The sequence below is a fragment of the Streptomyces sp. NPDC006294 genome (assembly GCF_042870895.1).
In the GTDB taxonomy this organism is placed as follows: domain Bacteria; phylum Actinomycetota; class Actinomycetes; order Streptomycetales; family Streptomycetaceae; genus Streptomyces.
The window spans coordinates 150,524-177,406 of sequence record NZ_JBIAHV010000013.1 but is presented as its reverse complement, the minus strand read 5'-3'; the positions used below and the strand labels follow the sequence as shown (position 1 = coordinate 177,406).

At 71.7% G+C, this 26,883-nt stretch carries 24 protein-coding genes; 16 read left to right on the top strand and 8 right to left on the bottom strand.

Annotated features, from left to right (window positions below):
• Positions 1-8: 8 nt before the first annotated feature.
• The 6 genes from rimI to ACFYOP_RS23790 all read left to right on the top strand — a co-directional run bounded on the left by rimI (position 9) and on the right by ACFYOP_RS23790 (position 4,215).
• Positions 9-467, top strand: coding sequence for a ribosomal protein S18-alanine N-acetyltransferase (rimI, locus tag ACFYOP_RS23815; protein ID WP_356895511.1), 459 nt, complete (start codon positions 9-11; stop codon positions 465-467).
• Positions 467-1,561 carry a tRNA (adenosine(37)-N6)-threonylcarbamoyltransferase complex transferase subunit TsaD gene (gene tsaD, locus ACFYOP_RS23810; RefSeq protein ID WP_356895252.1) on the top strand — a complete coding sequence of 365 codons (1,095 nt, stop codon included), beginning with the start codon at positions 467-469 and terminating at the stop codon, positions 1,559-1,561. The genes rimI and tsaD overlap by 1 nt, the downstream gene beginning before the upstream one ends.
• A complete protein-coding gene (locus ACFYOP_RS23805; RefSeq protein ID WP_356895254.1) occupies positions 1,558-1,815 on the top strand; it encodes a hypothetical protein in 258 nt (85 codons plus the stop codon). Before tsaD ends, ACFYOP_RS23805 begins: the two co-directional genes overlap by 4 nt.
• Before the next feature lie 106 nt (positions 1,816-1,921).
• Entirely contained in the window at positions 1,922-2,278 is a 357-nt protein-coding gene (locus tag ACFYOP_RS23800) for a YciI family protein (RefSeq protein ID WP_356895256.1), read from the top strand.
• A 40-nt stretch (positions 2,279-2,318) separates the two neighbouring features.
• Complete coding sequence (locus ACFYOP_RS23795; protein WP_356895258.1) at positions 2,319-3,554, top strand: RNA polymerase sigma factor; 1,236 nt, start codon at positions 2,319-2,321, stop codon at positions 3,552-3,554.
• Positions 3,555-3,564: 10 nt separating this feature from the next.
• Positions 3,565-4,215, top strand: a complete 651-nt coding sequence (locus ACFYOP_RS23790) for a hypothetical protein (RefSeq protein ID WP_356895260.1) — start codon at positions 3,565-3,567, stop codon at positions 4,213-4,215.
• A 7-nt stretch (positions 4,216-4,222) separates the two neighbouring features.
• Here the strand turns inward: ACFYOP_RS23790 and ACFYOP_RS23785 are convergent, their stop codons facing one another.
• Positions 4,223-5,512 (bottom strand): methyltransferase domain-containing protein, encoded by a 1,290-nt coding sequence (locus ACFYOP_RS23785; RefSeq protein WP_388452741.1) that lies wholly within the window; start codon positions 5,510-5,512, stop codon positions 4,223-4,225.
• On the opposite strand from ACFYOP_RS23785, the gene ACFYOP_RS23780 reads away from it, so the two are divergent.
• The 3 genes from ACFYOP_RS23780 to groL all read left to right on the top strand — a co-directional run bounded on the left by ACFYOP_RS23780 (position 5,507) and on the right by groL (position 8,818).
• Positions 5,507-6,499 (top strand): polysaccharide deacetylase family protein, encoded by a 993-nt coding sequence (locus ACFYOP_RS23780; RefSeq protein ID WP_356895262.1) that lies wholly within the window; start codon positions 5,507-5,509, stop codon positions 6,497-6,499. The genes ACFYOP_RS23785 and ACFYOP_RS23780 overlap by 6 nt on opposite strands.
• 266 nt (positions 6,500-6,765) lie before the next feature.
• Positions 6,766-7,074 (top strand): co-chaperone GroES, encoded by a 309-nt coding sequence (groES, locus tag ACFYOP_RS23775; protein WP_005313390.1) that lies wholly within the window; start codon positions 6,766-6,768, stop codon positions 7,072-7,074.
• Between the two features lie 115 nt (positions 7,075-7,189).
• Positions 7,190-8,818 (top strand): chaperonin GroEL, encoded by a 1,629-nt coding sequence (gene groL, locus ACFYOP_RS23770; protein ID WP_356895264.1) that lies wholly within the window; start codon positions 7,190-7,192, stop codon positions 8,816-8,818.
• 140 nt (positions 8,819-8,958) lie between these two features.
• Here groL and ACFYOP_RS23765 read toward each other — a convergent pair whose 3' ends face one another.
• The 4 genes from ACFYOP_RS23765 to ACFYOP_RS23750 form a co-directional block, all read right to left on the bottom strand.
• Positions 8,959-9,651, bottom strand: coding sequence for an ester cyclase (locus ACFYOP_RS23765; RefSeq protein ID WP_356895266.1), 693 nt, complete (start codon positions 9,649-9,651; stop codon positions 8,959-8,961).
• 91 nt (positions 9,652-9,742) lie between these two features.
• Positions 9,743-10,516, bottom strand: a complete 774-nt coding sequence (locus ACFYOP_RS23760; protein WP_356895268.1) for an SDR family oxidoreductase — start codon at positions 10,514-10,516, stop codon at positions 9,743-9,745.
• Between the two features lie 9 nt (positions 10,517-10,525).
• Positions 10,526-12,037, bottom strand: a complete 1,512-nt coding sequence (locus tag ACFYOP_RS23755) for a multicopper oxidase domain-containing protein (RefSeq protein WP_356895270.1) — start codon at positions 12,035-12,037, stop codon at positions 10,526-10,528.
• Positions 12,038-12,159: 122 nt separating this feature from the next.
• The gene (locus tag ACFYOP_RS23750) at positions 12,160-12,864 is read right to left on the bottom strand and encodes an MOSC domain-containing protein (RefSeq protein ID WP_356895272.1); all 705 of its coding nucleotides are present in this window, start codon (positions 12,862-12,864) and stop codon (positions 12,160-12,162) included.
• Positions 12,865-12,945: 81 nt separating this feature from the next.
• Here ACFYOP_RS23750 and ACFYOP_RS23745 point away from each other — a divergent pair, with 81 nt between their 5' ends.
• Positions 12,946-13,863, top strand: coding sequence for a LysR family transcriptional regulator (locus ACFYOP_RS23745; RefSeq protein ID WP_356895274.1), 918 nt, complete (start codon positions 12,946-12,948; stop codon positions 13,861-13,863).
• Positions 13,864-14,519: 656 nt separating this feature from the next.
• Here the strand turns inward: ACFYOP_RS23745 and ACFYOP_RS23740 are convergent.
• Positions 14,520-14,834 (bottom strand): WhiB family transcriptional regulator, encoded by a 315-nt coding sequence (locus tag ACFYOP_RS23740; RefSeq protein ID WP_356895276.1) that lies wholly within the window; start codon positions 14,832-14,834, stop codon positions 14,520-14,522.
• A gap of 504 nt (positions 14,835-15,338) precedes the next feature.
• Here ACFYOP_RS23740 and ACFYOP_RS23735 point away from each other — a divergent pair.
• The 4 genes from ACFYOP_RS23735 (at position 15,339) to ACFYOP_RS23720 (ending at position 19,643) form a co-directional block, all read left to right on the top strand.
• Positions 15,339-15,950 carry a response regulator transcription factor gene (locus ACFYOP_RS23735; RefSeq protein ID WP_003948568.1) on the top strand — a complete coding sequence of 204 codons (612 nt, stop codon included), beginning with the start codon at positions 15,339-15,341 and terminating at the stop codon, positions 15,948-15,950.
• Between the two features lie 221 nt (positions 15,951-16,171).
• Entirely contained in the window at positions 16,172-16,759 is a 588-nt protein-coding gene (locus ACFYOP_RS23730; RefSeq protein WP_100108644.1) for a sigma-70 family RNA polymerase sigma factor, read from the top strand.
• Positions 16,760-16,909: 150 nt separating this feature from the next.
• Entirely contained in the window at positions 16,910-18,409 is a 1,500-nt protein-coding gene (guaB, locus tag ACFYOP_RS23725) for an IMP dehydrogenase (protein WP_356895279.1), read from the top strand.
• Positions 18,410-18,518: 109 nt separating this feature from the next.
• A complete protein-coding gene (locus ACFYOP_RS23720) occupies positions 18,519-19,643 on the top strand; it encodes a GuaB3 family IMP dehydrogenase-related protein (RefSeq protein ID WP_356895281.1) in 1,125 nt (374 codons plus the stop codon).
• Between the two features lie 328 nt (positions 19,644-19,971).
• Here ACFYOP_RS23720 and ACFYOP_RS23715 read toward each other — a convergent pair whose 3' ends face one another.
• The gene (locus ACFYOP_RS23715) at positions 19,972-20,490 is read right to left on the bottom strand and encodes a hypothetical protein (protein ID WP_356895283.1); all 519 of its coding nucleotides are present in this window, start codon (positions 20,488-20,490) and stop codon (positions 19,972-19,974) included.
• Positions 20,491-20,624: 134 nt separating this feature from the next.
• Positions 20,625-21,848 carry a nucleotide sugar dehydrogenase gene (locus tag ACFYOP_RS23710; RefSeq protein WP_356895285.1) on the bottom strand — a complete coding sequence of 408 codons (1,224 nt, stop codon included), beginning with the start codon at positions 21,846-21,848 and terminating at the stop codon, positions 20,625-20,627.
• A gap of 242 nt (positions 21,849-22,090) precedes the next feature.
• Here ACFYOP_RS23710 and ACFYOP_RS23705 point away from each other — a divergent pair, with 242 nt between their 5' ends.
• Positions 22,091-23,797: a glycerol-3-phosphate dehydrogenase/oxidase gene (locus ACFYOP_RS23705; protein WP_356895287.1), complete on the top strand. Its 1,707-nt coding sequence runs from the start codon at positions 22,091-22,093 to the stop codon at positions 23,795-23,797.
• Between the two features lie 1,261 nt (positions 23,798-25,058).
• Positions 25,059-26,837, top strand: coding sequence for a serine/threonine-protein kinase (locus tag ACFYOP_RS23700; RefSeq protein WP_388452738.1), 1,779 nt, complete (start codon positions 25,059-25,061; stop codon positions 26,835-26,837).
• Positions 26,838-26,883 lie beyond the last annotated feature (46 nt).

Here is a 26,883-nt window from a genome sequence, read left to right as displayed (position 1 = left end):
TGCGCGAGATGCGCTGGTGGGACCTGGAGCCGGTGCTGGAGCTCGAACACGAACTGTTCCCCGAGGACGCCTGGTCGCCCGGCATGTTCTGGTCCGAACTCGCGCACTCCCGCGGCCCGCGGGCCACCCGCCGCTATGTGGTGGCGGAGGACGCGGACGGCACGGTCGTCGGTTACGCGGGCCTCGCGGCGGCCGGCGGCCTCGGGGACGTGCAGACCATCGCCGTCGCCAGGAGTCAGTGGGGCACCGGCCTCGGTTCCCGGCTGCTGACCGACCTGCTGCAGCACGCCACCGCCTTCGAGTGCGACGAGGTGCTGCTCGAAGTGCGGGTGGACAACACCAGGGCCCAGAAGCTGTACGAGCGTTTCGGCTTCGAGCCCATCGGATTCCGCCGCGGCTACTACCAGCCCGGCAACATCGACGCCCTCGTCATGCGACTGACCGTACAAGGAACAGAGACCAACTGATGGCTGACGAACCGCTCGTACTCGGCATCGAGACCTCCTGCGACGAGACCGGCGTCGGCATCGTCCGCGGCACGACACTGCTCGCCGACGAGGTCGCCTCGAGTGTCGACACCCACGCCCGCTTCGGCGGCGTCGTGCCGGAGATCGCCTCGCGCGCGCATCTGGAGGCGATGGTTCCGACCATCGAGCGCGCCCTGAAGACGGCCGGCGTCGGCGCGCGCGACCTCGACGGCATCGCGGTCACGGCGGGCCCCGGTCTCGCCGGCGCGCTGCTGGTGGGCGTCTCGGCGGCGAAGGCGTACGCGTACGCCCTGGGCAAGCCGCTGTACGGGGTGAACCACCTGGCCTCGCACATCTGCGTCGACCAGCTGGAGCACGGCCCGCTGCCCGAGCCGACGATGGCGCTGCTGGTCTCCGGCGGGCACTCCTCGCTGCTGCTGGCGCCCGACATCACCAGCGACGTACGGCCCATGGGCGCGACGATCGACGACGCGGCCGGCGAGGCCTTCGACAAGATCGCGCGGGTGCTGGACCTGGGCTTCCCCGGCGGTCCGGTGATCGACCGGCTGGCCAAGGAGGGCGACCCCGAGGCGATCGCGTTCCCGCGCGGACTGAGCGGCTCCAGGGACCCGGCGTACGACTTCTCCTTCTCCGGTCTGAAGACGGCCGTGGCGCGCTGGATCGAGGCCAGGCGGGCGGCGGGCGAGGAGGTGCCGGTGCGGGACGTGGCGGCCTCCTTCCAGGAGGCGGTCGTCGACGTGCTGACCCGTAAGGCGGTGCGCGCCTGCCGGGACCAGGGCGTCGACCATCTGATGATCGGCGGCGGCGTGGCGGCCAACTCCCGGCTGCGGGCCCTCGCGGAGGAGCGGTGCGAGCGGGCCGGGATCAGGCTGCGGGTGCCGCGGCCGAAGCTGTGCACGGACAACGGGGCGATGGTGGCGGCGCTGGGCGCCGAGATGGTCGCCCGGAACCGGCCCGCCTCCGACTGGGAGCTGTCGGCCGACTCCTCACTGCCGGTGACGGAGCCCCATGTGCCCGGCGCGCACGGCCACGACCATGTGCACGAGGTCAGCAAGGACAACCTGTACTCATGACCGTCGTCGCCCTGATGTGGGAGGCCCGCGCCGTGCCGGAGCGGGGCGCGGAGCTGCTGGAGTGGGCCCGCGCCCAGGAGCTCGCGCGGGAGCCCCTGCGCCGCGACACGCTGCGGGCGGGGCAGGACCGGGTCCTGGTCATCACCTGGTGGGAGGCCGCCGACATGGCCGCCGACCTGCCGGAACTTCCCGAACCGGCCGACGATTTGGTCACCCGCCCGGTGCACCGCTGGCGCTTCGAATCGCTCCCCTGAAGATTTCTCGGAAAAACTTCGGCGACGGTGTCGATCGGGCGGTGCCCCGTTCGACGCATGGGTGAGAGGCGGGGAACGGCCCCGCCTCACGGACCGAGGAGTCACCGTGCCCCGCTTCCTTTCGATGATCCGCATCGACGAGAACCAGATCCCCGAGGACGGTTTCCCCGAGGGCTTCGACGAGCGCATGAGCGCTCTGCTGGAAGAGATCACCAAGGCCGGGGTCATGCTGGACACCGCCGGTCTCACCCCGACGGCCCAGGGCACCCGGGTCACGTGGTCCGACGGCAAGGTGTCCTGCACCGACGGCCCCTTCACCGAGACCAAGGAAGTCGTCGGCGGCTACGCGATGATGCAGTGCAAGGACAAGGCCGAGGCCCTCGAATGGGCGAAGCGTTTCCTGGAGGTCCACCCCAAGGAGTGGACGATCACCTGCGAGGTCCGCCAGATCGACGAGGGCTGAGCTTGCCGGTGCTCCGTGCCGGCTGCTCTGATGGGTGGCCGTGACGGCAGCAGGCGCAGTGGAAGCGGTATTCAGGATCGAGTCGGCGCGGATCATCGCCGGTGTCGCCCGCACAGTGCGGGACGTGGGCATCGCCGAGGAGATCGCGCAGGACGCTCTGGTCGCCGCGCTGGAGCAGTGGCCGGAGTCGGGCGTCCCGGAGCGGCCGGGAGCCTGGCTCATGGCCACCGCCAAGCACCGCGCCATCGATCTCGTACGCCGCAAGGAGACGTACGCCCGCAAGCTCGCGGAGGTCGGCCGCGCGCTGGAGGACGTCGGGCCGCCCGTCGAGCCGTCGGACCCCGAGGACATCGACGACGACCTGCTGCGGCTGATCTTCACCGCCTGCCATCCGGTGCTGTCGACCGACGCGCGGATCGCTCTCACGCTGAAACTCCTCGGCGGTCTGACCACCGAGGAGATCGCCCGCGCCTTCCTGGCCGCGGAGCCGACCGTCGCCCAGCGCATCGTCCGGGCGAAGCGGTCGCTGGCGAAGGCGGGCGTGCCCTTCGAGGTGCCGTACGGAGCTGACCGTGCGGCCCGGCTCGGCTCGGTGCTCGACGTCATCTACCTGATCTTCAACGAGGGTTACTCGGCGACCGCCGGTGACGACCTCGTGCGCCCCGCGCTGTGCGAGGACGCGCTGCGGCTGGCCCGCGTACTGGCCGGGCTGATGCCGGACGAGCCGGAAGTGCACGGCCTGGCGGCGCTGCTGGAGATCCAGGCGTCCCGCATCCCGGCCCGGACCGGCCCGTCGGGAGAGCCGGTGCTGCTCGCCGACCAGAACCGCGCCAAGTGGAACCGGCTGCTGATCCGCCGCGGTGTCGAGGCGCTGCACCGGGCGGGCGGCGGCCCGTACGGCCCGTACGCCGTCCAGGCCGCGATCGCCGCGTGCCACGCGCAGGCCGCGCGGTACGAGGACACCGACTGGGCGATGATCGCCGCCCTGTACGGGCAGTTGGCGGCCCTGAAGCCGTCCCCGGTGGTCGAACTGAACCGGGCGGTGGCCGTCTCCATGGCGGAGGGCCCCGAGGCCGGCCTGGCGCTGGCCGACGCCCTCACCGATGAACCGGCGCTCAAGGACTACCACTTGCTGCCGAGCGTCCGCGGCGACCTGCTGACCCGGCTCGGCCGGCGGGAGGAGGCGCGGGCGGAGTTCGAGCGTGCGGCGTCGCTGACCCGCAACGCCCGTGAGCGGGAACTGCTGTTGGCCAGGGCCGCCGATTGCGCCCGGTAGCCTCGTCGCCATGCCGCGCCGTGTCCTGCCTCCTCCTCCGCCGCCTGCCGACATACGCTGCTGGCCCGATCGGGAGGCGCTGCTCGCCGACCGGCGGCGGGCGATGGGCGAACTGTTCCGGCTGAGCATCGACCCGAAGCGGCTGCTGCTGCTGTGGCTGGTGGTGGCCGGGTTCGCGGCCGGGTGGGCGATCTTCGGCGCGGCACTGCAGACGTTCGAGCAGGAGCAGGACGTGTTCAGCCACTTCTTCGCCGCGGTCCTCGGCTTCGTCGGACTCGCCTGCATGATCCCGACGGGCGTGGTCGCCGGCTTCGGCATCGCGCACGAGATGGAGCTGTGGGAGCGGCTGCGGCAGTGGAGCGCGCTGGCCCATGACGCGGCCGGCGACGCCCGCTACGGCGCACCGGCCCTGAGCCTGTGCTGGTTCCTGCCGTCGTTCCTGCTGTGCGCGTACGGCCTGTGGCTGTCCTTCACGGCCCCGGCGTACGCACGGCCGGGCGACACCCTGGCCGGGGTCGTCCTGCTGATGGGCCTGGGTCTGATCCTCTGGCTCACCGGCCTGCTCGGCGTCGTCAAGGCGGTGAGCCACTACCGCTGGGCGCTCCGGCTGGTCGAGCCCGCGGCGCTGCCGTCCGCGGCGCGGGGCGGCGCGCACCGCTGACGGGCCTTCAGGGGCCTGCCTCCTGCGCCGGGCGGCCGATCAGCATCGTCGGGGCGCCCGCGACCCGGGTCAGGAAGACCGTTGCCGCGTTCCGGCCCTGGGGCTTGACCTTGCGGCGGACCTCCTCGGGTTCGACGGCGGAGCCGCGCTTCTTCACGGTGAGGTTGCCGACCTCGCGCTCCCGCAGCAGCGCCTTCAGCTTCTTCATGTTGAAGGGCAGTTCGTCGCTGATCTCGTACGCCGTGGCGTACGGGGTCGGGCGCAGTTCGTCCGAGGTGATGTACGCGATCGTCTCGTCGACGAGGCCGCCCGACACGTCCTCCGCGACCTCCGCGACCAGGTGGGCGCGGATCGCCGCGCCGTCCGGCTCGTACAGGTAGCGGCCGACCGGCCGGACCGGCGGGTTCGGCAGGCCGCGGCCGGTGAGGGTGTGCGGGCCCGGGAGGAGGGTGGCACGGACCGCCGACGGGGCGGTGCCGAACCAGAGCACCGCCTCCTTCACGTCGCCGCCGTCCGAGATCCACTCCGCCTCCGCGCCCTCGGGAACCGCCTCGTGGGGGATGCCCGGCGCCACCTTCAGCGCGGCGTGAGGGCGGGCGCGGGCCGCGCCGACGGCCCAGGACAGGGGCGGGGAGTACGCCTCCGGGTCGAAGATCCGGCCACGGCCGCCCCGGCGGGCGGGGTCCGCGAACACCGCGTCGTACGAGGAGGTGTCGACGTCGGTGACGTCCGCGCAGCGGACCTCGATCAGGTTGGACAGGCCCAGCGCCTCGGCGTTCGCGCGTGCGGCCTCGGCCGTGAGCGGGTCGCGGTCGACGGCGAGGACCGCGATGCCGGCCCGGGCCAGCGCGATCGCGTCCCCGCCGATGCCGCTGCACAGATCGGCCACGCTGCGGACGCCGAGCGCGGCGAAGCGGGCGGCGCGGTGCTCGGCGACCGAGCGGCGGGTGGACTGCTCGACGCCGTTCGGGGTGAAGAACATCCGGTGGGCGTCGTCCTGGCCGAACTTGGCCACCGCACGCTGTCTCAGCCGCGCCTGCCCGAGAGCCGCGGAGACCAGCGCCGCCGGATGGTCGCGGCGCAGGCGCGTCGCGACGGAGAGCTCCTGGGCCGGGTCGTAGGAGGCGAGCGAGGCCAGCAGCGCTCCGCCCTCCCCGGTGCGCAGTGCGGCGAAGGCGGCGAGCGGGTCGAGGTCGTTCACCGGGCCATTGTGGGCCAGGCGGGGGATGGTGCGCGCCCGCCGGAGGTGTCGGGCGGGTGAGCGGGCGGGGCGCTGACAGGATGCGTCGCCATGCAGCTAGTACGACAAAAGGGAAAGTTGGGAGCGTATCGGGCCCGTGCGGCTCTCGCCGCTCTCGTGGTCGCCGCTCTCGGCTCGGGCTGTGCGGCCGAGAACGCCGCGCAGGCGCCGCGCCCCGCCGGCTCCGCCGCCGGGCAGTCGGCGCAGCAGGGCCCGGAGGTGAAGAAGCCGGACGCCCGGAAGCCGGAGGCGAAGAAGCCGGACGCGCAGGAGGCGGTCGGCCCCGCCGGGGCGCTCTCCGCGTACGTGGAGAAGACCAGGCGCACCCAGAAGGCCCGCGCCGCCGCCGCGAAGAAGTGGGGGCTGGCGGGGACCCCGCTCGCGGCGCCCCCGCCGCCCGCCGTGAAACCGGAGATCACCACCCGCAAGGGCTTCGAGGTGGAGGGCGGCGAGGGCCTGCCGCCGGTGTTCACCACCGTGCCGACCAAGGAGAAGATCGTCTTCCTGACGATCGACGACGGCGCGGAGAAGGACCCGGAGCTGCTGCGGATGATGTCCGAACTGCGGATCCCCTACAGCGCCTTCCTCAGCGACTACGTGATCAACGACGACTACGGCTACTTCGAGAAGATGCGCGACCGCGGGGTGGCGCTGCACAACCACACGCTCACCCACCCGTATCTGCCCGGGCTCTCGTACAGCCGGCAGAAGCACGAGATCTGCGGCCAGCAGGACAAGCTGGAGAAGCGGTACGGCACCCGCCCCCGGCTGATGCGCCCGCCGTACGGGAACTACAACAAGGACACCCTGCGCGCCGCCAAGAAGTGCGGGATCGAGGCCGTGCCGCTGTGGGCCTCGGAGGCGTTCCCGGACCACATGGAGTGGCGTGAGTGGGACAGGGACCTGCACCCGGGCGACATCATCCTCACCCACTTCCGCGGCAAGGAGGAGTGGAAGGGCACCATGCCCGACATGATCCGGCGCGTGATGAAGACCGTGACGTCCAAGGGATACGCGGTGGCCAGACTGGAGGACTACGTCTGACGGGGGTGGCCCGGGAGCGGCGCCGGCGGCCCGGAACCGGGGGCGCGGCCCGGGCGTTGTCCGTACCGGGATTTCGACGGCGCGCGGCGCCACATTGGCACTCCGCTTGACCGAGTGCTAATCACAGTCATAGTCTCGGCTCTGGCACTCACCCAGTGAGAGTGCCAACACAGCGACGGGCAGGTCCGGCACCCGCGACGACGGATCCACCTGGTCGCCACCTCAGATCAGTTAACCCCGTGATCTCCGAAGGGGGAGGTCGGATCGTGACGACCGCCAGCTCCAAGGTTGCCATCAAGCCGCTCGAGGACCGCATTGTGGTCCAGCCGCTCGACGCCGAGCAGACCACGGCCTCTGGCCTGGTCATTCCGGACACTGCGAAGGAGAAGCCCCAGGAGGGCGTCGTCCTGGCAGTGGGCCCGGGCCGCTTCGAGAACGGCGAGCGCCTGCCGCTCGACGTGAAGACCGGCGACATCGTGCTGTACAGCAAGTACGGCGGCACCGAAGTGAAGTACAGCGGCGAGGAGTACCTCGTCCTCTCGGCCCGCGACGTGCTCGCGATCGTCGAGAAGTAAGCACCGGCTTCACCTGCATTGCTTTGAGCTGCGCCCCTGGTCACCCCGCGGATTGCCGGGCGGCGAGGGGCGCGGTTCTTTGAACACGACTTTCCGAGAGGGCTGAACCGCTCCCATGGCGAAGATCCTGAAGTTCGACGAGGACGCCCGTCGCGCCCTCGAGCGCGGCGTCAACAAGCTTGCCGACACGGTCAAGGTGACGATCGGCCCTCGCGGCCGCAACGTCGTCATCGACAAGAAGTTCGGCGCTCCCACCATCACCAACGACGGTGTCACCATCGCCCGCGAGGTCGAGATCGAGGACCCGTACGAGAACCTGGGCGCCCAGCTGGTGAAGGAGGTGGCGACCAAGACCAACGACATCGCGGGTGACGGTACGACCACCGCCACCGTGCTGGCCCAGGCGCTGGTCCGCGAGGGACTGCGCAACGTCGCCGCCGGCGCCTCCCCGGCCGCCCTGAAGAAGGGCATCGACGCCGCGGTCAAGGCCGTCTCCGACGAGCTGCTCGCGACCGCCCGTCCGATCGAGGACAAGGCCGACATCGCCGCCGTGGCCGCGCTCTCCGCGCAGGACCAGCAGGTCGGCGAGCTCATCGCCGAGGCGATGGACAAGGTCGGCAAGGACGGTGTCATCACCGTCGAGGAGTCCAACACCTTCGGTCTGGAGCTGGACTTCACCGAGGGCATGGCCTTCGACAAGGGCTACCTGTCCCCGTACATGGTGACCGACCAGGAGCGTATGGAGGCCGTCCTCGACGACCCGTACATCCTGATCCACCAGGGCAAGATCGCCTCCATCCAGGACATGCTGCCGCTGCTGGAGAAGGTCATCCAGGCCGGTGGCTCCAAGCCGCTGCTGATCGTCGCCGAGGACGTCGAGGGCGAGGCCCTGTCGACCCTGGTCGTCAACAAGATCCGCGGCACTTTCAACGCGGTGGCCGTCAAGGCCCCCGGCTTCGGCGACCGCCGCAAGGCGATGCTCGGCGACATGGCCACCCTCACCGGTGCCACCGTCATCGCCGAGGAGGTCGGCCTCAAGCTCGACCAGGCCGGTCTGGACGTGCTGGGCACCGCCCGCCGCGTGACCATCACCAAGGACGACACCACCATCGTCGACGGTGGCGGCAAGTCCGAGGACGTGGCCGGCCGCGTCAACCAGATCAAGGCCGAGATCGAGTCCACCGACTCCGACTGGGACCGCGAGAAGCTCCAGGAGCGCCTCGCGAAGCTGGCCGGCGGCGTGTGCGTGATCAAGGTCGGCGCCGCCACCGAGGTGGAGCTGAAGGAGAAGAAGCACCGCCTCGAGGACGCCATCTCCGCGACCCGCGCCGCGGTCGAGGAGGGCATCGTCTCCGGTGGCGGCTCCGCGCTCGTCCACGCCGTGAAGGTGCTCGAGGGCAACCTGGGCAAGGAGGGCGACGAGGCCACCGGTGTCGCCGTCGTCCGCCGCGCCGCCGTCGAGCCGCTGCGCTGGATCGCCGAGAACGCCGGCCTCGAGGGCTACGTGATCACCGCCAAGGTGGCCGAGCTCGAGGCGGGCAACGGCTTCAACGCCGCGACCGGCGAGTACGGCGACCTGGTCAAGGCCGGCGTCATCGACCCGGTCAAGGTCACGCGCTCCGCTCTGGAGAACGCCGCCTCCATCGCCTCCCTGCTGCTCACGACCGAGACCCTGGTCGTCGAGAAGCCGGCCGAGGACGAGGGCGACGCGGGCCACGGCCACGGTCACGGCCACAGCCACTGACGCACCCGCGGTCGACCGACCCGGCACGCGCCGAAAGAAGGCCCCCGTCCCGCCGAGCGCGGGACGGGGGCCTTCCTTCGCGGCGGCGTTCACCCGGCCTTTTGCGGCGGGCCGTTCACCTGGCCCCCCGCGGCTGTGGTTCACATGGCGCCGAGCTGCCGCATCAGGCGCAGCAGGTCCATGTGCCACCAGCCTTCCTTGATCTTCGCGTCCTCGAAGCGGAAGATCGTCGTCCCGGTCATGGTGCACTGCTCGCCGGTGGCGGGGATGCCCTGGAAGTCGCCCTTGTGCCGGCCGTTCCAGGTCCACAGCGTCACGACGTCGTCCCCTTCGGTGATCTGCCGGTCGAGCTCGAAGGTGAAGTCGAAGGCGTCGCGCCACATGGTGAGGTCCCGGCTGATGACGTCCATGCCGGTCTCGGCGTCTTCCTCGTTGGCGATGTCGTGGTCGGTGTAGTCCGCCGCGAACACCTCAGGGATGGCCTCCAGATTGCCGCCGGAGGCGATCTCGTGGAAGAAGCGGCGGGCGGTCGCCGAGTTGAGCTGCTCCTCACGGACCACGTCGAGGTCGGTGAAGGACGGCATGCCGTCGCAGAGCGCCACCATCTCCTTGAACATCTTGTCCGTCTCCGGCAGCCGGGAGTTCCTCATCGCCTCTTCGTACGAGGGGAACTCCACGATCTCGACGTAGTGGTTGCTCTCGGTGCGGTCCTTTCCGGTGACGGCGTGGGCGGTGGTCCGCTTCCCCTTGGTCTGCTCGACCCACTGGTCCATGACCGCGCTCATGTCGTCGAACCTGGCGGTCTTGTAGTCGATGATCTGCACGAACTTCATGGCGCCTCCCGGGCGGCTGCGGCCCCCGATGGGATACGTCCATCCTAGTGACGCGCGTCACATCCTGTGGTCCGGGAGCCGCCGCGCGGGACTACTGGGGCCCGTACTTCCGGCCCGTCCTCGACGTGACCCCGCCCAGCAGTCCGCGCGGCGTCAGCTTCACCACGCCCATCAGCGCCTTGTACCGCGGATCGGGGACGGAGAGCGACTTCCCCTTCGCCAGGTCCGCCAGGGCCGCGGCCACCAGCTTGTCCGCGTCCAGCCACATCCAGCCGGGAATGTTGTCCGTGCCCATCCCGGCTCGCTGATGGAACTCGGTCCGTACGAAACCGGGGCACAGCGCCATCAGCCGCACCCCCGTGCCGGCCAGGTCCCTGGCCGCGCCCTGGGTGAACTGCACGACCCACGCCTTCGACGCGCCGTAGGTGCCGCGGGGCACGAACGCGGCGACCGACGCCACGTTCACCACGCCGCCCCGGCCGCGCTCCCGCATCGGCTCCGCCGCGGCGGCCGTCAGACGCAGCACCGCCTCGCAGTGCACCTTCAGCATCGTCAGCTCGTCGGCCATCGACACGTCCAGGAAACGGCCCTTGTTCCCGAAACCCGCGTTGTTGACCAGCAGGTCGACGGGGTGGGTGCGGTCCGCCAGACGGCGCTCGACCGCGGTGATCCCGTCCTCCGCCGACAGGTCCGCCGTCAGCACCTCCGCCTCGATGCCGTGGCCGTCGTGCAGCTCGGTGGCCTGTGCCTGCAGCCGCTCGGTGTCCCGGGCCACCAGCACCAGGTTGTGCCCGTCGGCCGCCAGCCGCCGCGCGAAGGCGGCGCCGATGCCCGCGGTCGCGCCCGTGATCAGTGCAGTCGTCATACGGGCACGTTAATGCCCCGCGTGCGAGTGCGGCGTACCCGGCTTCCCCGCCCGCTGCCCCTTCTCCACGACCACGAACTGCCCCATCATGCCGCCGTCCTCGTGGTACAGCAGATGGCAGTGGTACATGTACGGAGCGTCCGGATCGGCGGGCCCGGTGAACCGCATCGCGAGCCTCACGGTCCTTCCGCCGGGCACGAAGACGGTGTCCTTGGCCCCGCGCAGCTCCGGCGGCGGCCGCCTGCCGTCCACCTCCAGCACTCTGAACTGCACGTCGTGCACATGGAAGTTGTGCGGGGCGCCGTCCTGGTTGCGTACGGTCCACGTCTCCGACGTGCCGCGGGTGACCGCCGCGTCGATCCGGTCCATGTCCATGGCCCTGCCGTTGATCCCGGACGTCCGCAGCGCGAAGGAGCGCTCGCGCACGGAGTCGGAGCCGTCCGGGAGCCTCAGCTCGCCCAGTTCCGCGGGGAGTTCGGGGGAGGGGCGCAGGGTGTCCGCGGCCCGCAGCTCGAGGACGTCGAAGGTGTCGTCGCCGCCGTTGAAGCGGGTCTGCCAGAAGTCGCCGTAGTCCTGCCGCGGGAAGCTGCGCAGCACGGCACGCTCACCCGGTGCCATCCGCACCACGATCTCGGCCCGCTCGCCGGGCGAGAGCTGGACGCGGTCCATGGCGGCCGGCCGCTCCAGCAGTCCGCCGTCCGTGCCGACGAGGGAGAACCGCCGGTCGTCGGTGAACCCGAAGTCGTAGATCCGGGCGGTGGAGGCGTTGAGCAGCCGCAGCCTCACCAGCTCGTCCCGGACCACCTTGTACGGCTCGAGTGTGCCGTTGACCATGGTCCGGTCGCCGAGGAACCCGCTGCCCGCCATCAGCCTGTGGCCGTGGTCGAACTCCGCGCCGTCGAACCGTACGTCCTGCACCACGACCGGCAGGTCGTCGACGCCGTACCGCTTCGGCAGCGGCAGCCTCGCCGACCTCTCGTCGTCCAGCAGGAACATCCCGGCCAGTCCCCGCTGCACATGCTGCTCGGTCCGCCCGTGCGGATGCGGGTGGTACCAGAGGGTCGCGGCCGGCTGGTCGACCGTCCAGTGCGGCGACCAGGAGGCGCCGGGCGCCACCATCTGGTGCGGGCCGCCGTCCATCCGCGCGGGCAGATGCATTCCGTGCCAGTGGACGGTGGACTGCTCGTCCAGCGTGTTCCTGACCCGCACCTGGACCTTCTCGCCGCGCTTCGCGCGCAGGGTCGGGCCGAGGTGGTCACCGTTGAAGCCCCAGGTGGGCGTCTTGGACCCGGCCCTGAACTCCTTGTGCCCCGCCCGCATCGTCAGGTCGAAGACCCGCGTGCCGTCGGCGCGCACCGTCGACGGCGCGAGGGGCGGCACGGCCATCTCGCGGGTGAACTCCGTACCGGCGGTGGACACATCGGCGTCCGAGTAGAGCCAGAGCCCTCCGCCGCCGAGAGCGAGGACGAGGGCGACGGCGGCCGAGCAGAGGACCACCAGGACGCGTTTCACAGGGGACATGCCCTCAGCGTCACGGCCGCCCGTGACCCGCGGCATCGGGGGACGCCCCCAGCCGTCCCCCATCCGTCGCGCCGGCCCCCTCGGGGATGTCCCCCATGCGCGGGCCGGCGCGTGCCGTGCCGTCAGGCGGTACCGGTGGGGGCCGCTTCGTCCTCGGGCGCCGGGCCGTACGTGGCGACGTACTCGCGGGCGTTCTTCAGCAGTTCCGCGTGGAGGGCCTCACCGGCGGCGAGCACCCGGGGCAGCAGCGACCGCTCGGTCGTCTGAGCCCTGAACGCCATCGCCACCGTGACGTCGTGCGCCGGCCGGTGCACGATCTCGACGGGGTCGCCCGAGCGGATCTCGCCCGGCACGATCACCCGCAGATACGCCCCGGAGGCGCCGTTGCCGGTGAAGCGCCTGACCCACCCCTTCTCACCGAGCCGGCCCGCGAACGTACGGCACGGGATACGGCCCGAAGTGACCTCCAGCACCAGCGAGTCGCCGACGCGCCAGCGCTCGCCGATCCTCGCGCCGGTGACGTCCACACCGCTGGTGGTGAGGTTCTCACCGAACACGCCGTTGGCGAGGGCGCGCCCCAACTCCCGTTCCCAGGCGTCGAGATCCTCCCGGGCGAAGGCGTAGACGGCCTGGTCGGACCCGCCGTGGTGGCGCAGATCGCAGACCGCGTCGCCCGCCAGGCCGCTCCCGCCCTGTCCCTTGGGACCCGGGTCCGCCACCCGGACGGGCCCGTCGGCCGGGCGCTTGTCGATCCCGGTCGTGCCGCCCGGCGCATCGGAGTAGTCGACGGCCTTGGGCCGCCCGAGGTTCACGGTCAAGAGCTTCATGTCCGGCACGCTAATCGACCGCGCCTCAAAGTTTCCTCGGGATTATCGGACCTTCCTCCAAGAGTCGCTTATGCTGGGTGGGTGATCGAAGCCCGCCACCTCCGTGTCCTGCGCGCCGTCGCCGCCACCGGCTCGTTCTCCGCGGCCGCCCGCGAACTGGGCTGCACGCAGCCCGCGGTCAGCCAGCAGATGAAGGCGCTCGAGAGCTCCGTGGGCACCCCGCTGCTGATCCGGACCGGCCGCGAGATGCGCCTCACCCAGGCCGGTGAAGCCCTCGTCCGGCACGCGTCCGGCATCCTCGCCGGGCTCACCGCCGCGGAGGAGGAGGTCGCGGCGATCGCCGGCCTCCGGGCCGGCCGGGTGCGCCTCGTCTCGTTCCCCAGCGGCAGCTCCACCCTGGTCCCCACCGCGCTCGCCGCCCTGCGCGCGGCCCACCCCGGCACGCGCGTCTCCCTCGTCGACGCCGAGCCGCCGCGCTCCGTCGAGATGCTGCGCGACGGCGACTGCGACGTGGCGCTCGCCTTCCGGTACGGGGCGGCGTCCGGCGCGGCCGGGGCGTCCGGTGCGGAGTCGGAGTGGGCAGACCTGGAGGTGCGGCCCCTGCTCACCGACCGGCTCGTCGGCCTGGTGCCCGAGGGTCACCGCCTCGCCGGAGCGGCCTCCGTCGCCATCGCCGACCTCGCCGAGGAGTCGTGGATCGCCGGCTGCCCGCGTTGCCGCCGGCAGCTCGTGGACGCCTGCGAGGAGGCGGGCTTCACCCCGCGCATCGACTTCGCCACCGACGACTATCCCGCGGTGATCGGCCTGGTCGGCGCGGGGCTGGGTGTCGCCGTACTGCCGGAGCTGGCGCTGGAGTCGGTACGGCCCAAGGGCGCCCGGCTGGTGACGGTCGAACCGGCCGTCGACCGCGAGATCGTGGCGCTGACCCTGCCGGACCTGGCCCATGTCCCCGCGGTCTCCGCGACGCTGACGGAACTGGCGCGGGCGGCGTCGCGCTGAGGTCTGCGTCTTCCGGGCGCGGCCCGGTGGGTCCGGGTTCAGGGTTTCCGGGCGTGGCCCGGTGGGTCGGGGTTCCGGGCGTGGCCAGGCCGGTCCGGGTTCACGTTTCCGGGCGGGACCAGGTCGGTCCGGGCTGCGGCGTCGGTCTCCTGGTCCGGGTCCGGGTCCGTGTCGTTCGGTGTCCGGGTGCCGGGTGCCGGGTGCCGGGTGCCGGGTGCCGGGTGCCGCGGGTCCGGGCGCGGCCGGGTGGGTCGGGGGTCGTGCGTGGATCTGCCCCGGTCCGGGTGGACGTGGTGTCCGGGCGCTGCTCCGAGGGCATGTCCGGGACTGCATTCCCGTACCTGCCCCGCCCGGGGCTTGTGACGCCTTACGTCCCGAACACGCCCTCTGCGCGTCCCCCTGCCCCGGGGCGGCGGATTCGGCCCCGCCGGTGGGCAGCTGCGGGGCGGAGGCCGGTACCACGAGCGCCGGGCGCATCCAGCCCGCTGGGCCTCAGGGGGAGGGTGAGGCGCGGAGTCGCCGCGAAGCGGCCCCCGGTCTGGGGAGGCCGGGGGCCGAGTGGTCGGGGCGGTCGGGGCGGTCGGGGCAGATCGCCGGCCGCGCGGGCACGCGGTGATGCAGGAACGTTTCTCCCATTGGGGCGTACGGCGACCGCGTCAGCCGTGCCCCGCGCTTGTCGCGGGAACCAGCCGGTGGCGTGCCCGTCCCATGAGTTCCTCGCGCTCGTCCTCCGTCAGTCCGCCCCAGACGCCGTAGGGCTCGCGTACGGCCAGCGCATGCGCCGCGCACTCGGCCCGTACCGGGCACCTCATGCAGACCTCCTTCGCCGAGTTCTCGCGCGCGCTGCGCGCCGCGCCTCGCTCGCCCTCCGGGTGGAAGAAGAGCGAGCTGTCGACCCCACGGCATGCCGCGAGGAGCTGCCAGTCCCACAGATCGGCGTTGGGTCCGGGAAGGCGAGAGAAATCTGCCATGGCGCATGTCCCCTTGAAACCGTGCTGGGTGGATACAGGACCAGGTCGGAAACGGGCGGGACGCCGACCGGACGTGCGCCGGATCCGGCACCAGCACCGTGCCAACGACCGTACATCTGCTGTGTAAGTAGATGTAAATATGACTCATTGCGAATCTAGCCATAGACACCGGAAAAAGGGAAGAAAAGCCGCTGAATGGGGCAGGGCCCGCATCCGCCGGTGCACGGGTGCTCCGCCCGTGCGGTGTGAAACCTCGGTGGAGTCCCGTCGGGCCCTCGCGGCCCGGTGGAACCGGCGATCACGCCCGCCGGTCGGCCCCTCACGCAGCGTGCGGAAGTGCTGCGTACGACCCGTAACTCTTTCGAGTGACCGTCGTTGAGAGTGCGGAGGCGGTTGAAGGAACAAGCGCTCGGGCACATGTCCGAGAGCGTTCAACCGCACAGGTGAAGAAACGTACCCAGCCTGGAGGCTCAAGGTGACGCGCATCAGCTGCGGAGGGCGGCCATGACATCCGTCCTCGTCTGCGACGACTCCCCGCTTGCCCGAGAGGCGCTCCGCCGCGCGGTCGCGACCGTGCCCGGCGTCGAGCGCGTGACGACCGCGGCCAACGGCGAGGAAGTCCTCCGCCGCTGGGGCGCCGATCGTTCGGACCTGATTCTGATGGACGTACGCATGCCCGGACTGGGCGGCGTCGAGACGGTGCGCCGGCTGCTCTCCGCCGACCCGGGCGCCCGGATCATCATGCTGACCGTCGCGGAGGACCTCGACGGTGTCGCACTCGCGGTCGCCGCCGGCGCCCGCGGCTATCTGCACAAGGACGCGTCGCGCGCCGAGCTGCGCGCGACCGTCACCCAGGCGCTCGCCGATCCCACGTGGCGGCTTGCGCCGCGCCGGCTCCGGTCGGCCGAGATGGGCGCCGCGCCCACGCTCACCGCGCGTGAGATCCAGGTCCTCGAGGGCATGAGCCACGGCCGCTCCAACGCGGAGATCGGGCGCGAGCTCTTCCTCTCGGAGGACACGGTGAAGACGCACGCCAGGCGGCTGTTCAAGAAGCTCGGCGCCTCGGACCGGGCGCACGCCGTGGCGCTCGGATTCCGCTGGGGCCTGGTGCGCTGAGGGCCGCAGGAACGGGACGGCGCGGGATGACGGATGCCCGAGGGCATCCGTTTCCCGCGTGATGCCGCATCCTTGAGGGTGTGGAGTTCCTCGGGGACGAGTCGGTCGAGCGGGAGGGGAGGGCGCAGGAGATGAGTTCCGGCGCACCTGCTCATAACGCTTCGGTGCACAACACGGGACGCGGTGCCGCGGACGATCGCGGTCCAGGGCACCATGGACCGATGCGCGACGACGAGGCGGTGACCGCCCAGGGGGCCATCGGGGCACTCGTGCACCGTGCCGTCGACGGCGACGAACAGGCGACGCACGACCTGCTGGCCCATGTGCATCCGCTCGCGCTGCGTTTCTGCCGCTCGCGCCTGAGCCGGCTGCCGGGTGACGCGCGGCACTTCGTCGAGGATCTCGCCCAGGAGGTCTGCGTCGCGGTGCTGATGGCGCTGCCGCGCTACAAGGACACCGGGCGGCCCTTCGAGGCCTTCGTCTTCGCCATCGCGTCCCACAAGGTCGCCGATCTGCAGCGGGCGGCGATGCGCCATCCGGGGTCGACGGCCGTGCCGTCCGACGAGATGCCGGAGCGGCCGGACGACTCGCTCGGTCCGGAGGAGCGGGCGCTGCTCAGCGACGACGCCGAGTGGGCCAAGAGGCTGCTCGCCAATCTGCCGGAGAACCAGCGCGAGCTGCTGGTGCTCAGGGTCGCCGTCGGGCTGACCGCGGAGGAGACGGGTCAGATGCTGGGGATGTCGCCCGGCGCCGTCCGGGTCGCACAGCACCGTGCGCTCAGCCGGCTGCGGGCGCTGGCCGAGCAGTGAACGGGTCGCCGGCGTCCTCCGTATGACTCCCGTGACGACTGTCGTGCGAACGTCCAAAGCTTTTCATCGATCTTGGTCGTGGAATGAGACGGCGTCTCGGGCCGTTAGCATGGACATCCGCAGGGATCAAGGCCATTTGGGGAAGGTGTCATGACCAACGTCGACGGAGTGCCCGAGAAATTCGCGACACTCGGGCTGACCTACGACGATGTGCTTCTGCTGCCGGGTGCGTCGGAAGTGCTGCCCAACGCGGTCGACACCTCGTCCCGTGTCTCGCGGAACGTCCGGGTGAACATCCCGCTGCTCTCGGCGGCGATGGACAAGGTCACCGAGTCCCGCATGGCGATCGCGATGGCGCGCCAGGGCGGCGTGGGCGTGCTGCACCGCAATCTGTCCATCGAGGACCAGGTGAACCAGGTCGACCTGGTCAAGCGTTCCGAGTCCGGCATGGTCACCGATCCGATCACGGTGCACCCCGATGCCACGCTCGCCGAGGCCGACGCCCTGTGCGCCAAGTTCCGCATCAGCGGAGTGCCGGTCACGGACGCCGCGGGCAAGCTGCTGGGCATCGTGACCAACCGCGACATGGCCTTCGAGACGGTCCGTACGCGCCAGGTGCGCGAGGTCATGACCCCGATGCCGCTGGTCACCGGCAAGGTCGGCATCTCCGGCGTGGACGCCATGGAGCTGCTGCGTCGTCACAAGATCGAGAAGCTTCCGCTGGTCGACGACGCGGGCATCCTCAAGGGCCTGATCACGGTCAAGGACTTCGTCAAGGCCGAGCAGTACCCGAACGCGGCGAAGGACGCCGAGGGCCGGCTGCTCGTCGGCGCGGCCGTCGGCGCCAGCCCGGAGGCCCTGGAGCGGGCCCAGGCGCTGGCCGGCGCGGGCGTCGACTTCCTGATCGTCGACACCTCGCACGGGCACAACAGCAACGCCCTCGACTGGATGGCGAAGATCAAGTCGAGCGTCGGCGTCGACGTCATCGGCGGCAACGTGGCCACCCGTGACGGCGCCCAGGCCCTGATCGACGCGGGCGTGGACGGCGTCAAGGTCGGTGTCGGACCCGGGTCCATCTGCACCACCCGCGTGGTCGCCGGCATCGGCGTCCCGCAGGTCACCGCGATCTACGAGGCGGCGCTGGCCGCCCGGGCGGCGGGCGTCCCGGTCATCGGCGACGGCGGCCTGCAGTACTCCGGCGACATCGGCAAGGCCCTCGCGGCCGGCGCCGACACGGTCATGCTGGGCAGCCTCCTCGCCGGCTGCGAGGAGTCCCCCGGCGAGCTGCTCTTCATCAACGGCAAGCAGTTCAAGTCGTACCGGGGCATGGGTTCGCTCGGCGCCATGCAGTCGCGCGGCCAGGGCCGCTCGTACTCCAAGGACCGCTACTTCCAGGCGGAGGTGGCCTCCGACGACAAGCTCGTCCCCGAGGGCATCGAGGGCCAGGTGCCCTACCGCGGTCCGCTCTCCGCGGTGCTCCACCAGCTGGTCGGCGGTCTGCGGCAGACGATGGGCTACGTCGGGGCGGCCTCCGTCGACGAGATGGAGAGCAAGGGCCGGTTCGTGCGGATCACCTCGGCGGGTCTCAAGGAGAGCCACCCGCACGACATCCAGATGACGGTCGAGGCGCCGAACTACAGCAGGAAGTAGTCCGATACGTGCCAGGGGCGGTCCCGGGGGTTGCCGGGGCCGCCCCTCACGTGTGCGTCGGGGATACTGGTAGCGCACTGGCGCAGATGCAGAAGGAAAGGCCACACACGTGACTGAGATCGAGATCGGGCGCGGCAAGCGCGGCCGCCGGGCGTACGCGTTCGACGACATCGCCGTCGTACCGAGCCGGCGTACGCGGGACCCGAAGGAGGTCTCGATCGCCTGGCAGATCGACGCCTACCGCTTCGAGCTGCCCTTCCTGGCCGCTCCGATGGACTCCGTGGTCTCCCCGCAGACCGCCATCCGGATCGGCGAGATGGGCGGCCTGGGCGTACTGAACCTCGAGGGCCTGTGGACCCGGTACGAGAACCCGCAGCCGCTGCTCGACGAGATCGCCGAGATGGACGAGGCGAACGCCACCCGCAGGCTGCAGGAGATCTACGCGGCTCCCATCAAGGAGGAGCTGATCGGGCAGCGCATCAAGGAGGTGCGTGACTCCGGTGTCGTCACCGCCGCCGCGCTCTCCCCGCAGCGCACCGCGCAGTTCTCGAAGGCCGTCGTCGACGCGGGCGTCGACATCTTCGTCATCCGCGGCACGACTGTCTCCGCCGAGCACGTCTCCGGCGCCGCCGAGCCGCTGAACCTGAAGCAGTTCATCTACGAGCTCGACGTCCCGGTCATCGTCGGCGGCTGCGCCACGTACACCGCGGCGCTGCACCTGATGCGCACCGGCGCGGCGGGTGTCCTGGTGGGCTTCGGCGGCGGCGCCGCGCACACCACCCGCAACGTGCTGGGCATCCAGGTCCCGATGGCGACCGCCGTCGCCGACGTGGCCGCGGCCCGCCGCGACTACATGGACGAGTCCGGCGGCCGGTACGTGCACGTCATCGCGGACGGCGGCGTCGGCTGGTCCGGCGACCTGCCGAAGGCGATCGCCTGCGGCGCCGACGCGGTCATGATCGGCTCGCCGCTGGCCCGCGCCACGGACGCGCCGGGCAAGGGCCACCACTGGGGCATGGAGGCCGTCCACGAGGACGTGCCGCGCGGCAAGCTGGTGGACCTGGGCATCGAGGGCACCACGGAGGAGATCCTCACCGGTCCCTCGCACACCCCGGACGGCTCGATGAACTTCTTCGGCGCCCTGCGCCGCGCGATGGCGACGACGGGCTACAGCGAGCTCAAGGAGTTCCAGCGCGTCGAGGTCACGGTGGCGGACTCGCAGCACAGCCGCTGACGCCGTGGGCAGTCAAGGGGCCTGACGCACCGGCAGGTGCGTCGGGCCCCTTCGTCATGCTCTGGTTGCTGCCACCTCCCCCCGCCCTGGGGAGCGGGAGGCTCAGATCTTGATCAAAGCGGATTGCCGGGCCGCCAGCAGGTAGTTACCGACGAGTAGGGTCCTTCGCGTACGGAGAGTCGACCCGGGGGAACGGGATCAGCGGCCGTACGAGTCCGCCTGCCACCGGCGGCGGACGACTGAAACGAGGGGAATAGACGAGGAGGGCAGGACGCGCACGCGTGGGGCCCGGCATCGTCCGATGCCGGGCCCCACTCGGTTCGCAGGGTCAGCCCGCGACCTTCTTGGTGATGGTGTAGCCCGCGACACCCGAGATGCCCAGGAAGAGATAGGTCATGGCCTCCGCCTCTTCCTTCCAGGCTTCGATCAGGTCGCCGAGGTTCGACGTCAGGATCTCGGTGACGGTCAGCGGGTCGGGCGTGGCCTCCGACCACCAGCTGATCATCAGGGCGAAGCCGAAGAGCTGGCCGCAGAAGACGGCGACCAGCGCCAGCGGGACTCCGATCAGCGGCAGGATCGGGTTCCGGCCGCCGACCTTGCCGAGCGCGAAGCCGACGAGCGCGCCGACGGCGAGGGCGGCGTAGCCGATCTCCGTGTAGCTGCCGTCCTCGTTCGCCAGCGCGCGCATCACGCCGCCGTAGACGAGGGTGCCGACGACGGCGGCCGCGAGGCCGGCTGCGAGGCCGAGGCCGAGGTTGTTGCGGACCGGGGCCGGCGGCGGGGCGGGCGCGAACTGGTCGCCACCGGCGAACGGGTTGCCGGACGGCGGCGGGACGGGCTGGCTCATGGTGGAACTCCCCCTGGGATGAACGCGTCGCACGATCGTGCGAGCGGCGGTCCCGGAGACTAGCAGCCCGGTCCGACGGAACGACATTCGGTTATGTGACCGTTGTGAGGGCGGCGTCGGGTCCCGAAAGGGCGTCAGAGGCGGTGCGCCGCGCCCGCCGGAGTCGCCCCCCTTGTGTCCAGCAGGAGTTGGGCCTTCACGGCGAGGCCCTGGAGGTCGTAGGTGCGGTGGTGTTGCACCAGGACCGTCAGATCGGCGGCGGCGGCCGCCTCGTACAGCGAGTCGGCGCGGGGGACGGGGAGTTCGCCGACGCGCCAGTCCGGGACGTAGGGGTCGTGGTAGCTGACGGACGCGCCCAGGTCCATCAGGCGGCGGGCGATCTCGGTGGCCGGGGAGCTCTGGAGGTCGGCGAGGTCCGGCTTGTAGGTGACGCCGAGGAGCAGGACGCGGGCGCCGCGGGCCGACTTGCCGTGTTCGTTGAGGAGCGTGGCGCAGCGGCGGACGACGTACTGCGGCATCCGGGTGTTGATCTCCTGGGCGAGGCCGACCATGCGCAGGGCGCGGCCCGGGGCGTGACCGGGGTCGAGGGGGACGCCGTGGCCGCCGACGCCGGGGCCCGGGCGGAAGGCCTGGAAGCCGAAGGGCTTGGTCTCGGCGCAGCGGATGACGTCCCAGAGGTCGACGCCGAGATCGTGGCAGAGCACCGCCATCTCGTTGACCAGCGCGATGTTGACGTGCCGGAAGTTGGTCTCGAGGACCTTGACGGTCTCTGCCTCGCGCAGGCCGCGGGCGCGGACCACCTTGTCGGTCAGCCGGGCGTAGAACGCGGCCGCGGACTCCGTGCAGGCGGGGGTCAGTCCGCCGATGACCTTCGGGGTGTTGGCGTAGCCGTGGGTCCGGCGGCCGGGGTCGGTGCGGCCGGGGGAGTAGGCCAGGTGGAAGTCCCGGCCCGCGCGCAGTCCGGAGCCCTCTTCGAGCAGGGGCCGCAGGAAGTCCTCCGTGGTGCCGGGCTCGACGGCCGACTCCAGCAGGACCGTGGTGTGCGGCCGTAGCCGGGACGCGAGCGCCCGTGCGGCGTCGGCGAGCGGCGTCAGGTCCAGCGCGCCGTCCGCGCCCAAGGGTGTGGGGGAGCAGATGACGGCGGTGCGTACGCGGCCGAGTTCGGCCGGGTCGGTGACGTTGCGGAACCCGCCGGAGAGCATGCGCCGGATGTCGGCGGCCGTCACTCCGGCGGTGGGTTCCGTGAGCCGGCGTGGGTCGGGGTCGTAGCCGATGGTTTCGATGCCTGCGGCCACGGCGGCCTGGGCGAGCGGCAGACCGAGGTGGCCGAGTCCGATGACGGCGAGATCGGCGGGCATGGCTGTAGCCGTCCTTCCCGTAGCCGATGGGGACAGTGAGCGCAAGCCCTGTGGGCAGAACAGGCAGGCGCAATGTCAGACTAGGCGTAAATATGACCGTTCTGTCGGATTGTGGGCTCGTGGCCGTCCGAGTGTTATCCACAGGCGGTGGCTGAAGTCGGCGACTGCGGACAGAATCGACGTGTGAGTGCGACGTTGTGAGACCGACCGCAGGACACGCACGGGGGCGACGGGAGGCAGCAGTGAGGACAGCGACACTGGGACCCGCGGAGCGCGCGGAAGCGCTGGCCGGGATGGCCGAGCGGGAACTGGACGTGCTGGTGGTGGGCGCCGGCGTGGTCGGTGCCGGCATCGCGCTCGATTCCGCGACGCGAGGACTTCTCACCGGTCTGGTGGAGGCGCGCGACTGGGCGTCGGGCACCTCCAGCAGGTCGAGCAAGCTGATCCACGGTGGCCTGCGCTATCTGGAAATGCTCGACTTCGCCCTGGTCAGAGAGGCGCTCAAGGAGCGCGGTCTGCTGCTGGAGCGGCTGGCCCCGCACCTGGTCAAGCCGGTGCCGTTCCTCTATCCGCTCCAGCACAAGGGCTGGGAGCGGCTGTACGCGGGCTCGGGCGTCGCGCTGTACGACGCGATGTCGGTGTCGTCGGGCCACGGGCGGGGGCTGCCCGTCCACCGCCACCTCTCCCGACGGCGCGCCCTGCGCGTCGCGCCCGCCCTGAAGAAGGACGCGCTGGTCGGCGCCCTGCAGTACTACGACGCCCAGATGGACGACGCCCGTTTCGTCACGACCCTGGTGCGTACCGCCGCGAGTTACGGGGCGCAGGTCGCCAGCCGCGCCAGGGTGGTCGGCTTCCTGCGGGAGGGCGAGCGGGTCGTCGGGGCCCGGGTGCGCGACGTCGAGGCCGGGGGGGAGTACGAGATCCGGGCCCGGCAGATCGTGAACGCCACCGGCGTGTGGACCGACGACACGCAGGCGCTGATCGGGGAGCGCGGGCAGTTCCATGTGAAGGCGTCCAAGGGCATCCATCTGGTCGTGCCCAAGGACCGGATCCACTCCACGACCGGGCTGATCCTGCGGACCGAGAAGTCCGTGCTGTTCGTCATCCCGTGGGGACGGCACTGGATCGTCGGCACCACCGACACCGGCTGGGACCTCGACAAGGCGCATCCGGCCGCCTCCAGCGCCGACATCGACTATCTGCTGGAGCACGTCAACGAGGTGCTGGCCGTGCCGCTCACCCGGGACGACGTCGAAGGGGTGTACGCGGGGCTGCGGCCGCTGCTCGCCGGCGAGTCGGACGCGACGAGCAAGCTGTCGCGCGAGCACACGGTGGCGCACCCCGTGCCGGGCCTCGTGGTCGTGGCCGGCGGCAAGTACACGACATACCGGGTGATGGCGAAGGACGCCGTGGACGCGGCGGTGCACGGCCTCGACCAGCGGGTGGCCGAGTGCGTCACCGAGGACACGCCCCTGCTGGGCGCCGAGGGGTACCGCGCCCTGTGGAACGCGCGGGCGAGGATCGCCGCGCGGACCGGCCTCCATGTGGTGCGTGTGGAGCACTTGCTGAACCGCTACGGCGCACTGGCCGAGGAACTGCTCGCCCTCGTCGCCGAGGACCCGACGCTCGGCGATCCGATCACCGGAGCGGACGACTATCTGCGGGCCGAGGTCGTCTACGCCGCCTCGCACGAGGGGGCCCGGCACCTGGACGACGTGCTGACGCGGCGTACGCGCATCTCGATCGAGACGTTCGACCGGGGGACGCGCAGCGCCCGTGAGTGCGCCGAGTTGATGGCTCCGGTCCTCGGCTGGGAGAAGGCGCAGATCGAGAAGGAGGTCGAGCACTACGAGAAGCGGGTGGAGGCGGAACGGGAGTCGCAGCGGCAGCCGGACGACCTGACGGCGGACGCGGCCCGGCTGGGGGCGCCGGAGATCGTGCCGCTCTGACGTGGTCCGTTGACGCCGGGGCCATGGGGACCCCGGCAGGGTCCCGGTGTCCCGCGCGGGCGGCCGGGCACGGTCTCCGCCGACCCTGATACGGCGTAAATCGACCCGGTGCGGGGCCTGTTGGGCGAACGGGGCAGAGCCCCGACCAGTACCGGGGTGGATTTCACGCCGAGTGACGACCTGGTGGGCGGCTCACCCGTGCGTGTCCCGGGTGCCACTGGGTGGACCCGGACGACGTACCGGTCCCGGAGTGAGAGACAATGGGCGCTCTTCCAGGGCGGGTTACCGCATCGCGCGGAGAGCGGCAGGCGCGGGCGAAGATCAGGGATCGCAGAGGGGACGCATGTCGGAGGCTGAGCAGTCGCGGGAGCCCCAGCGGGGGGCCGGCTTCGCCGGCGGGGATGCGGGTTCTGCCGCGGGCGCGGAAGCCGGCCCGGCCGGTGGGGGCGCCGGTTCCGGCTCGGGTGGGGCAGCCTCGGGTACGGCCGTCTCCGCCTCGGCCCCGAAGGCGGTGCGCGAGGACGTTGTGGCCGGTGCGCCGGCCGCTGGAGACGAAGGCACGGACCGCACGGAGGAATCGGGCCCGGACGCCGGTGCGGCTGCGGACACGGGCCTGGGCGCCTCCTCGGACAAGGAAGCCTCGGAGCTTGGCGCGTCGGACGCGGAGGGCAGCGACGACGGGGCCGAGGACGGTTCTGCCGAAGGGAGCGTGACGGAGGCTCAGGACGCCGCCGAGGCGCCAGCGGCGTCGGCGCGCAAGGCGCCGGCCACGCGCGCCTCGGCCGCCTCCGACGAGACGCCGGATGCCGTGGCATCGCTGGGCAAGGACACGACCCCGGCGGACGGCGCGGCGGTGCCCGGCGTACAGCCTTCCGCAGCGGCCGACGAGGAGCCGGAGGACGCGAAGCCGGCCTCGCGGCAGGCTGCGGACGAGCCTGCTGCCGAGAAGCCGCAGGACGCGAAGCCCGCGTCCCAGCAGGCTTCCGACGTGAAGCCGGTCGACGTGAAGCCGGTCGGCCCGATGTCGGCCTCCCCGAAGTCGGTCGGCCAGGCGCCGGAGGACGCCGAGCCTGCCGCACCCGCGCCGCAGGACGCGAAGCCTGCCCCGGTGAAGGCGGCTGCGGCGGAGCCGCCCGCCCGTACCGGGCGCGCGTCCACGGCCGCTGCCGCGAGCGGTGGCAAGGGGCGCGGGGCCACCGGGAGCGACGGGCGGCTGCTCGCCGGGCGTTACCGGCTCGGCGGCGTCCTCGGGCGCGGCGGCATGGGCACGGTGTGGCGGGCGGTCGACGAGACCCTCGGCCGCACGGTCGCCGTCAAGGAGCTGCGCTTCCCCAACAGCATCGACGACGACGAGAAGCGCCGGCTCATCACGCGCACCCTGCGCGAGGCGAAGGCGATCGCCCGTATCCGCAACAACAGTGCCGTGACCGTCTACGACGTCGTCGACGAGGACGACCGCCCGTGGATCGTCATGGAGCTCGTCGAGGGCAAGTCCCTCGCCGAGGTCGTACGGGAGGACGGCGTCCTCACGCCGCGCCGGGCCGCCGAGGTCGGCCTGGCGATACTCGACGTGCTGCGCTCCGCGCACCGCGAGGGCATCCTGCACCGCGACGTGAAGCCGTCCAACGTGCTCATCGGACGCGACGGCCGTGTCGTGCTCACCGACTTCGGCATCGCCCAGGTCGAGGGCGACCCGTCGATCACCTCGACGGGCATGCTCGTCGGCGCCCCGTCGTACATCTCGCCCGAGCGGGCCCGCGGCCACAAGCCCGGCCCGGCGGCGGACCTGTGGTCGCTCGGCGGCCTCCTCTACGCGAGCGTCGAGGGCACCCCGCCGTACGACAAGGGCTCGGCGATCGCGACGCTGACCGCCGTGATGACCGAGCCGCTCGACCCGCCCAAGAACGCGGGCCCGCTGGAGGAGGTCATCTACGGCCTGCTCGCCAAGGACCCCGCCCTGCGGCTGGACGACGCCGGCGCCCGCGCTCTGCTGACCCAGGTGGTGAACGCGCCGGAGCCGCCCGCGGCGCCCGAGCCGTCGCCCGAGGCGACGCGCGTCGTACCGCTGCCGCCCCCGCCCCCCGAACCGCCCGCGGCGGCCCCCGCTGTTCCGAAGGACCCGGCCGCCGACCGGCTGCGGGGCGCGCTCCGTTCCGTACGCAACGCGGCCGCCGCCGTGAAGACGGAGTCGAAGCAGGAGGCCGCGCCTGCCCCGGTCGGCAGGCCCGCGCCGGCGCGCGCTCCGCTCACCGACGTCGTGCCGCGCCGCACGCTGGTGATCATCGCGGTCGTCGCCGTGCTCGCCGTGCTGTCCACGGTGCTGGTCTTCACCCTCGGCGGTGACGACGACCCGGCCAACCAGGGCAAGGGCAAGGACGACACGGCCGCGTCCGCCGGCTCCAGTGCCGGCGGCGGGGAGGACAAGGCCACCGCGGGTACGGGCGGCGACGCGAGCCCCGGCGGCGACGACGACACCGGCAAGGGCGACGACGCGGGCAAGGACGACACGGACGGCGGCACCGGTTCGCCCGACGGCACGCCCTCCGGCAAGCCCAAGGGCGACGACACGGTCGGCGGCACCCTGCCGGCCGGCTATGTGATGGTCTCCAACGACCGCTGGCACTTCACGATGGCCATGCCCAAGAACTTCAAGCTCACGGGCGTGGCGGGCCAGAACTCGGGCGGCAAGTTCAGCGTCGACGGCGGGACGCCGCGGGTCCAGGTGGACTTCAACAACAGTCCGAAGGACGACGCCGCCGCCGCATGGTCGGCCGCGGTCGCCGGTGTGAGCGCCACCAGCAACGGTTACAAGCACCTCGGCATAGGCCCGGTCGAGTACAAGGGCTATCCGACCGTCGCTGACTGGAAGTTCGAGCGCAACGAGAACGGCCTGCGGGTACGTATCCTCAACAGGGGCTTCAAGGTCGACGCGAGGCGCGGCTACTCGATCATGGTCACGTGCAAGGCGAGCGAGTGGGACGGCAAGGCGTGCAGGACGCTGCGTGAGACGGCGTTCGCCACGTTCAGCCCCAAGGATTGACCAAGGGCACGTATCGTGAGAGGTCGCGGACGGTACGCAGCCACAA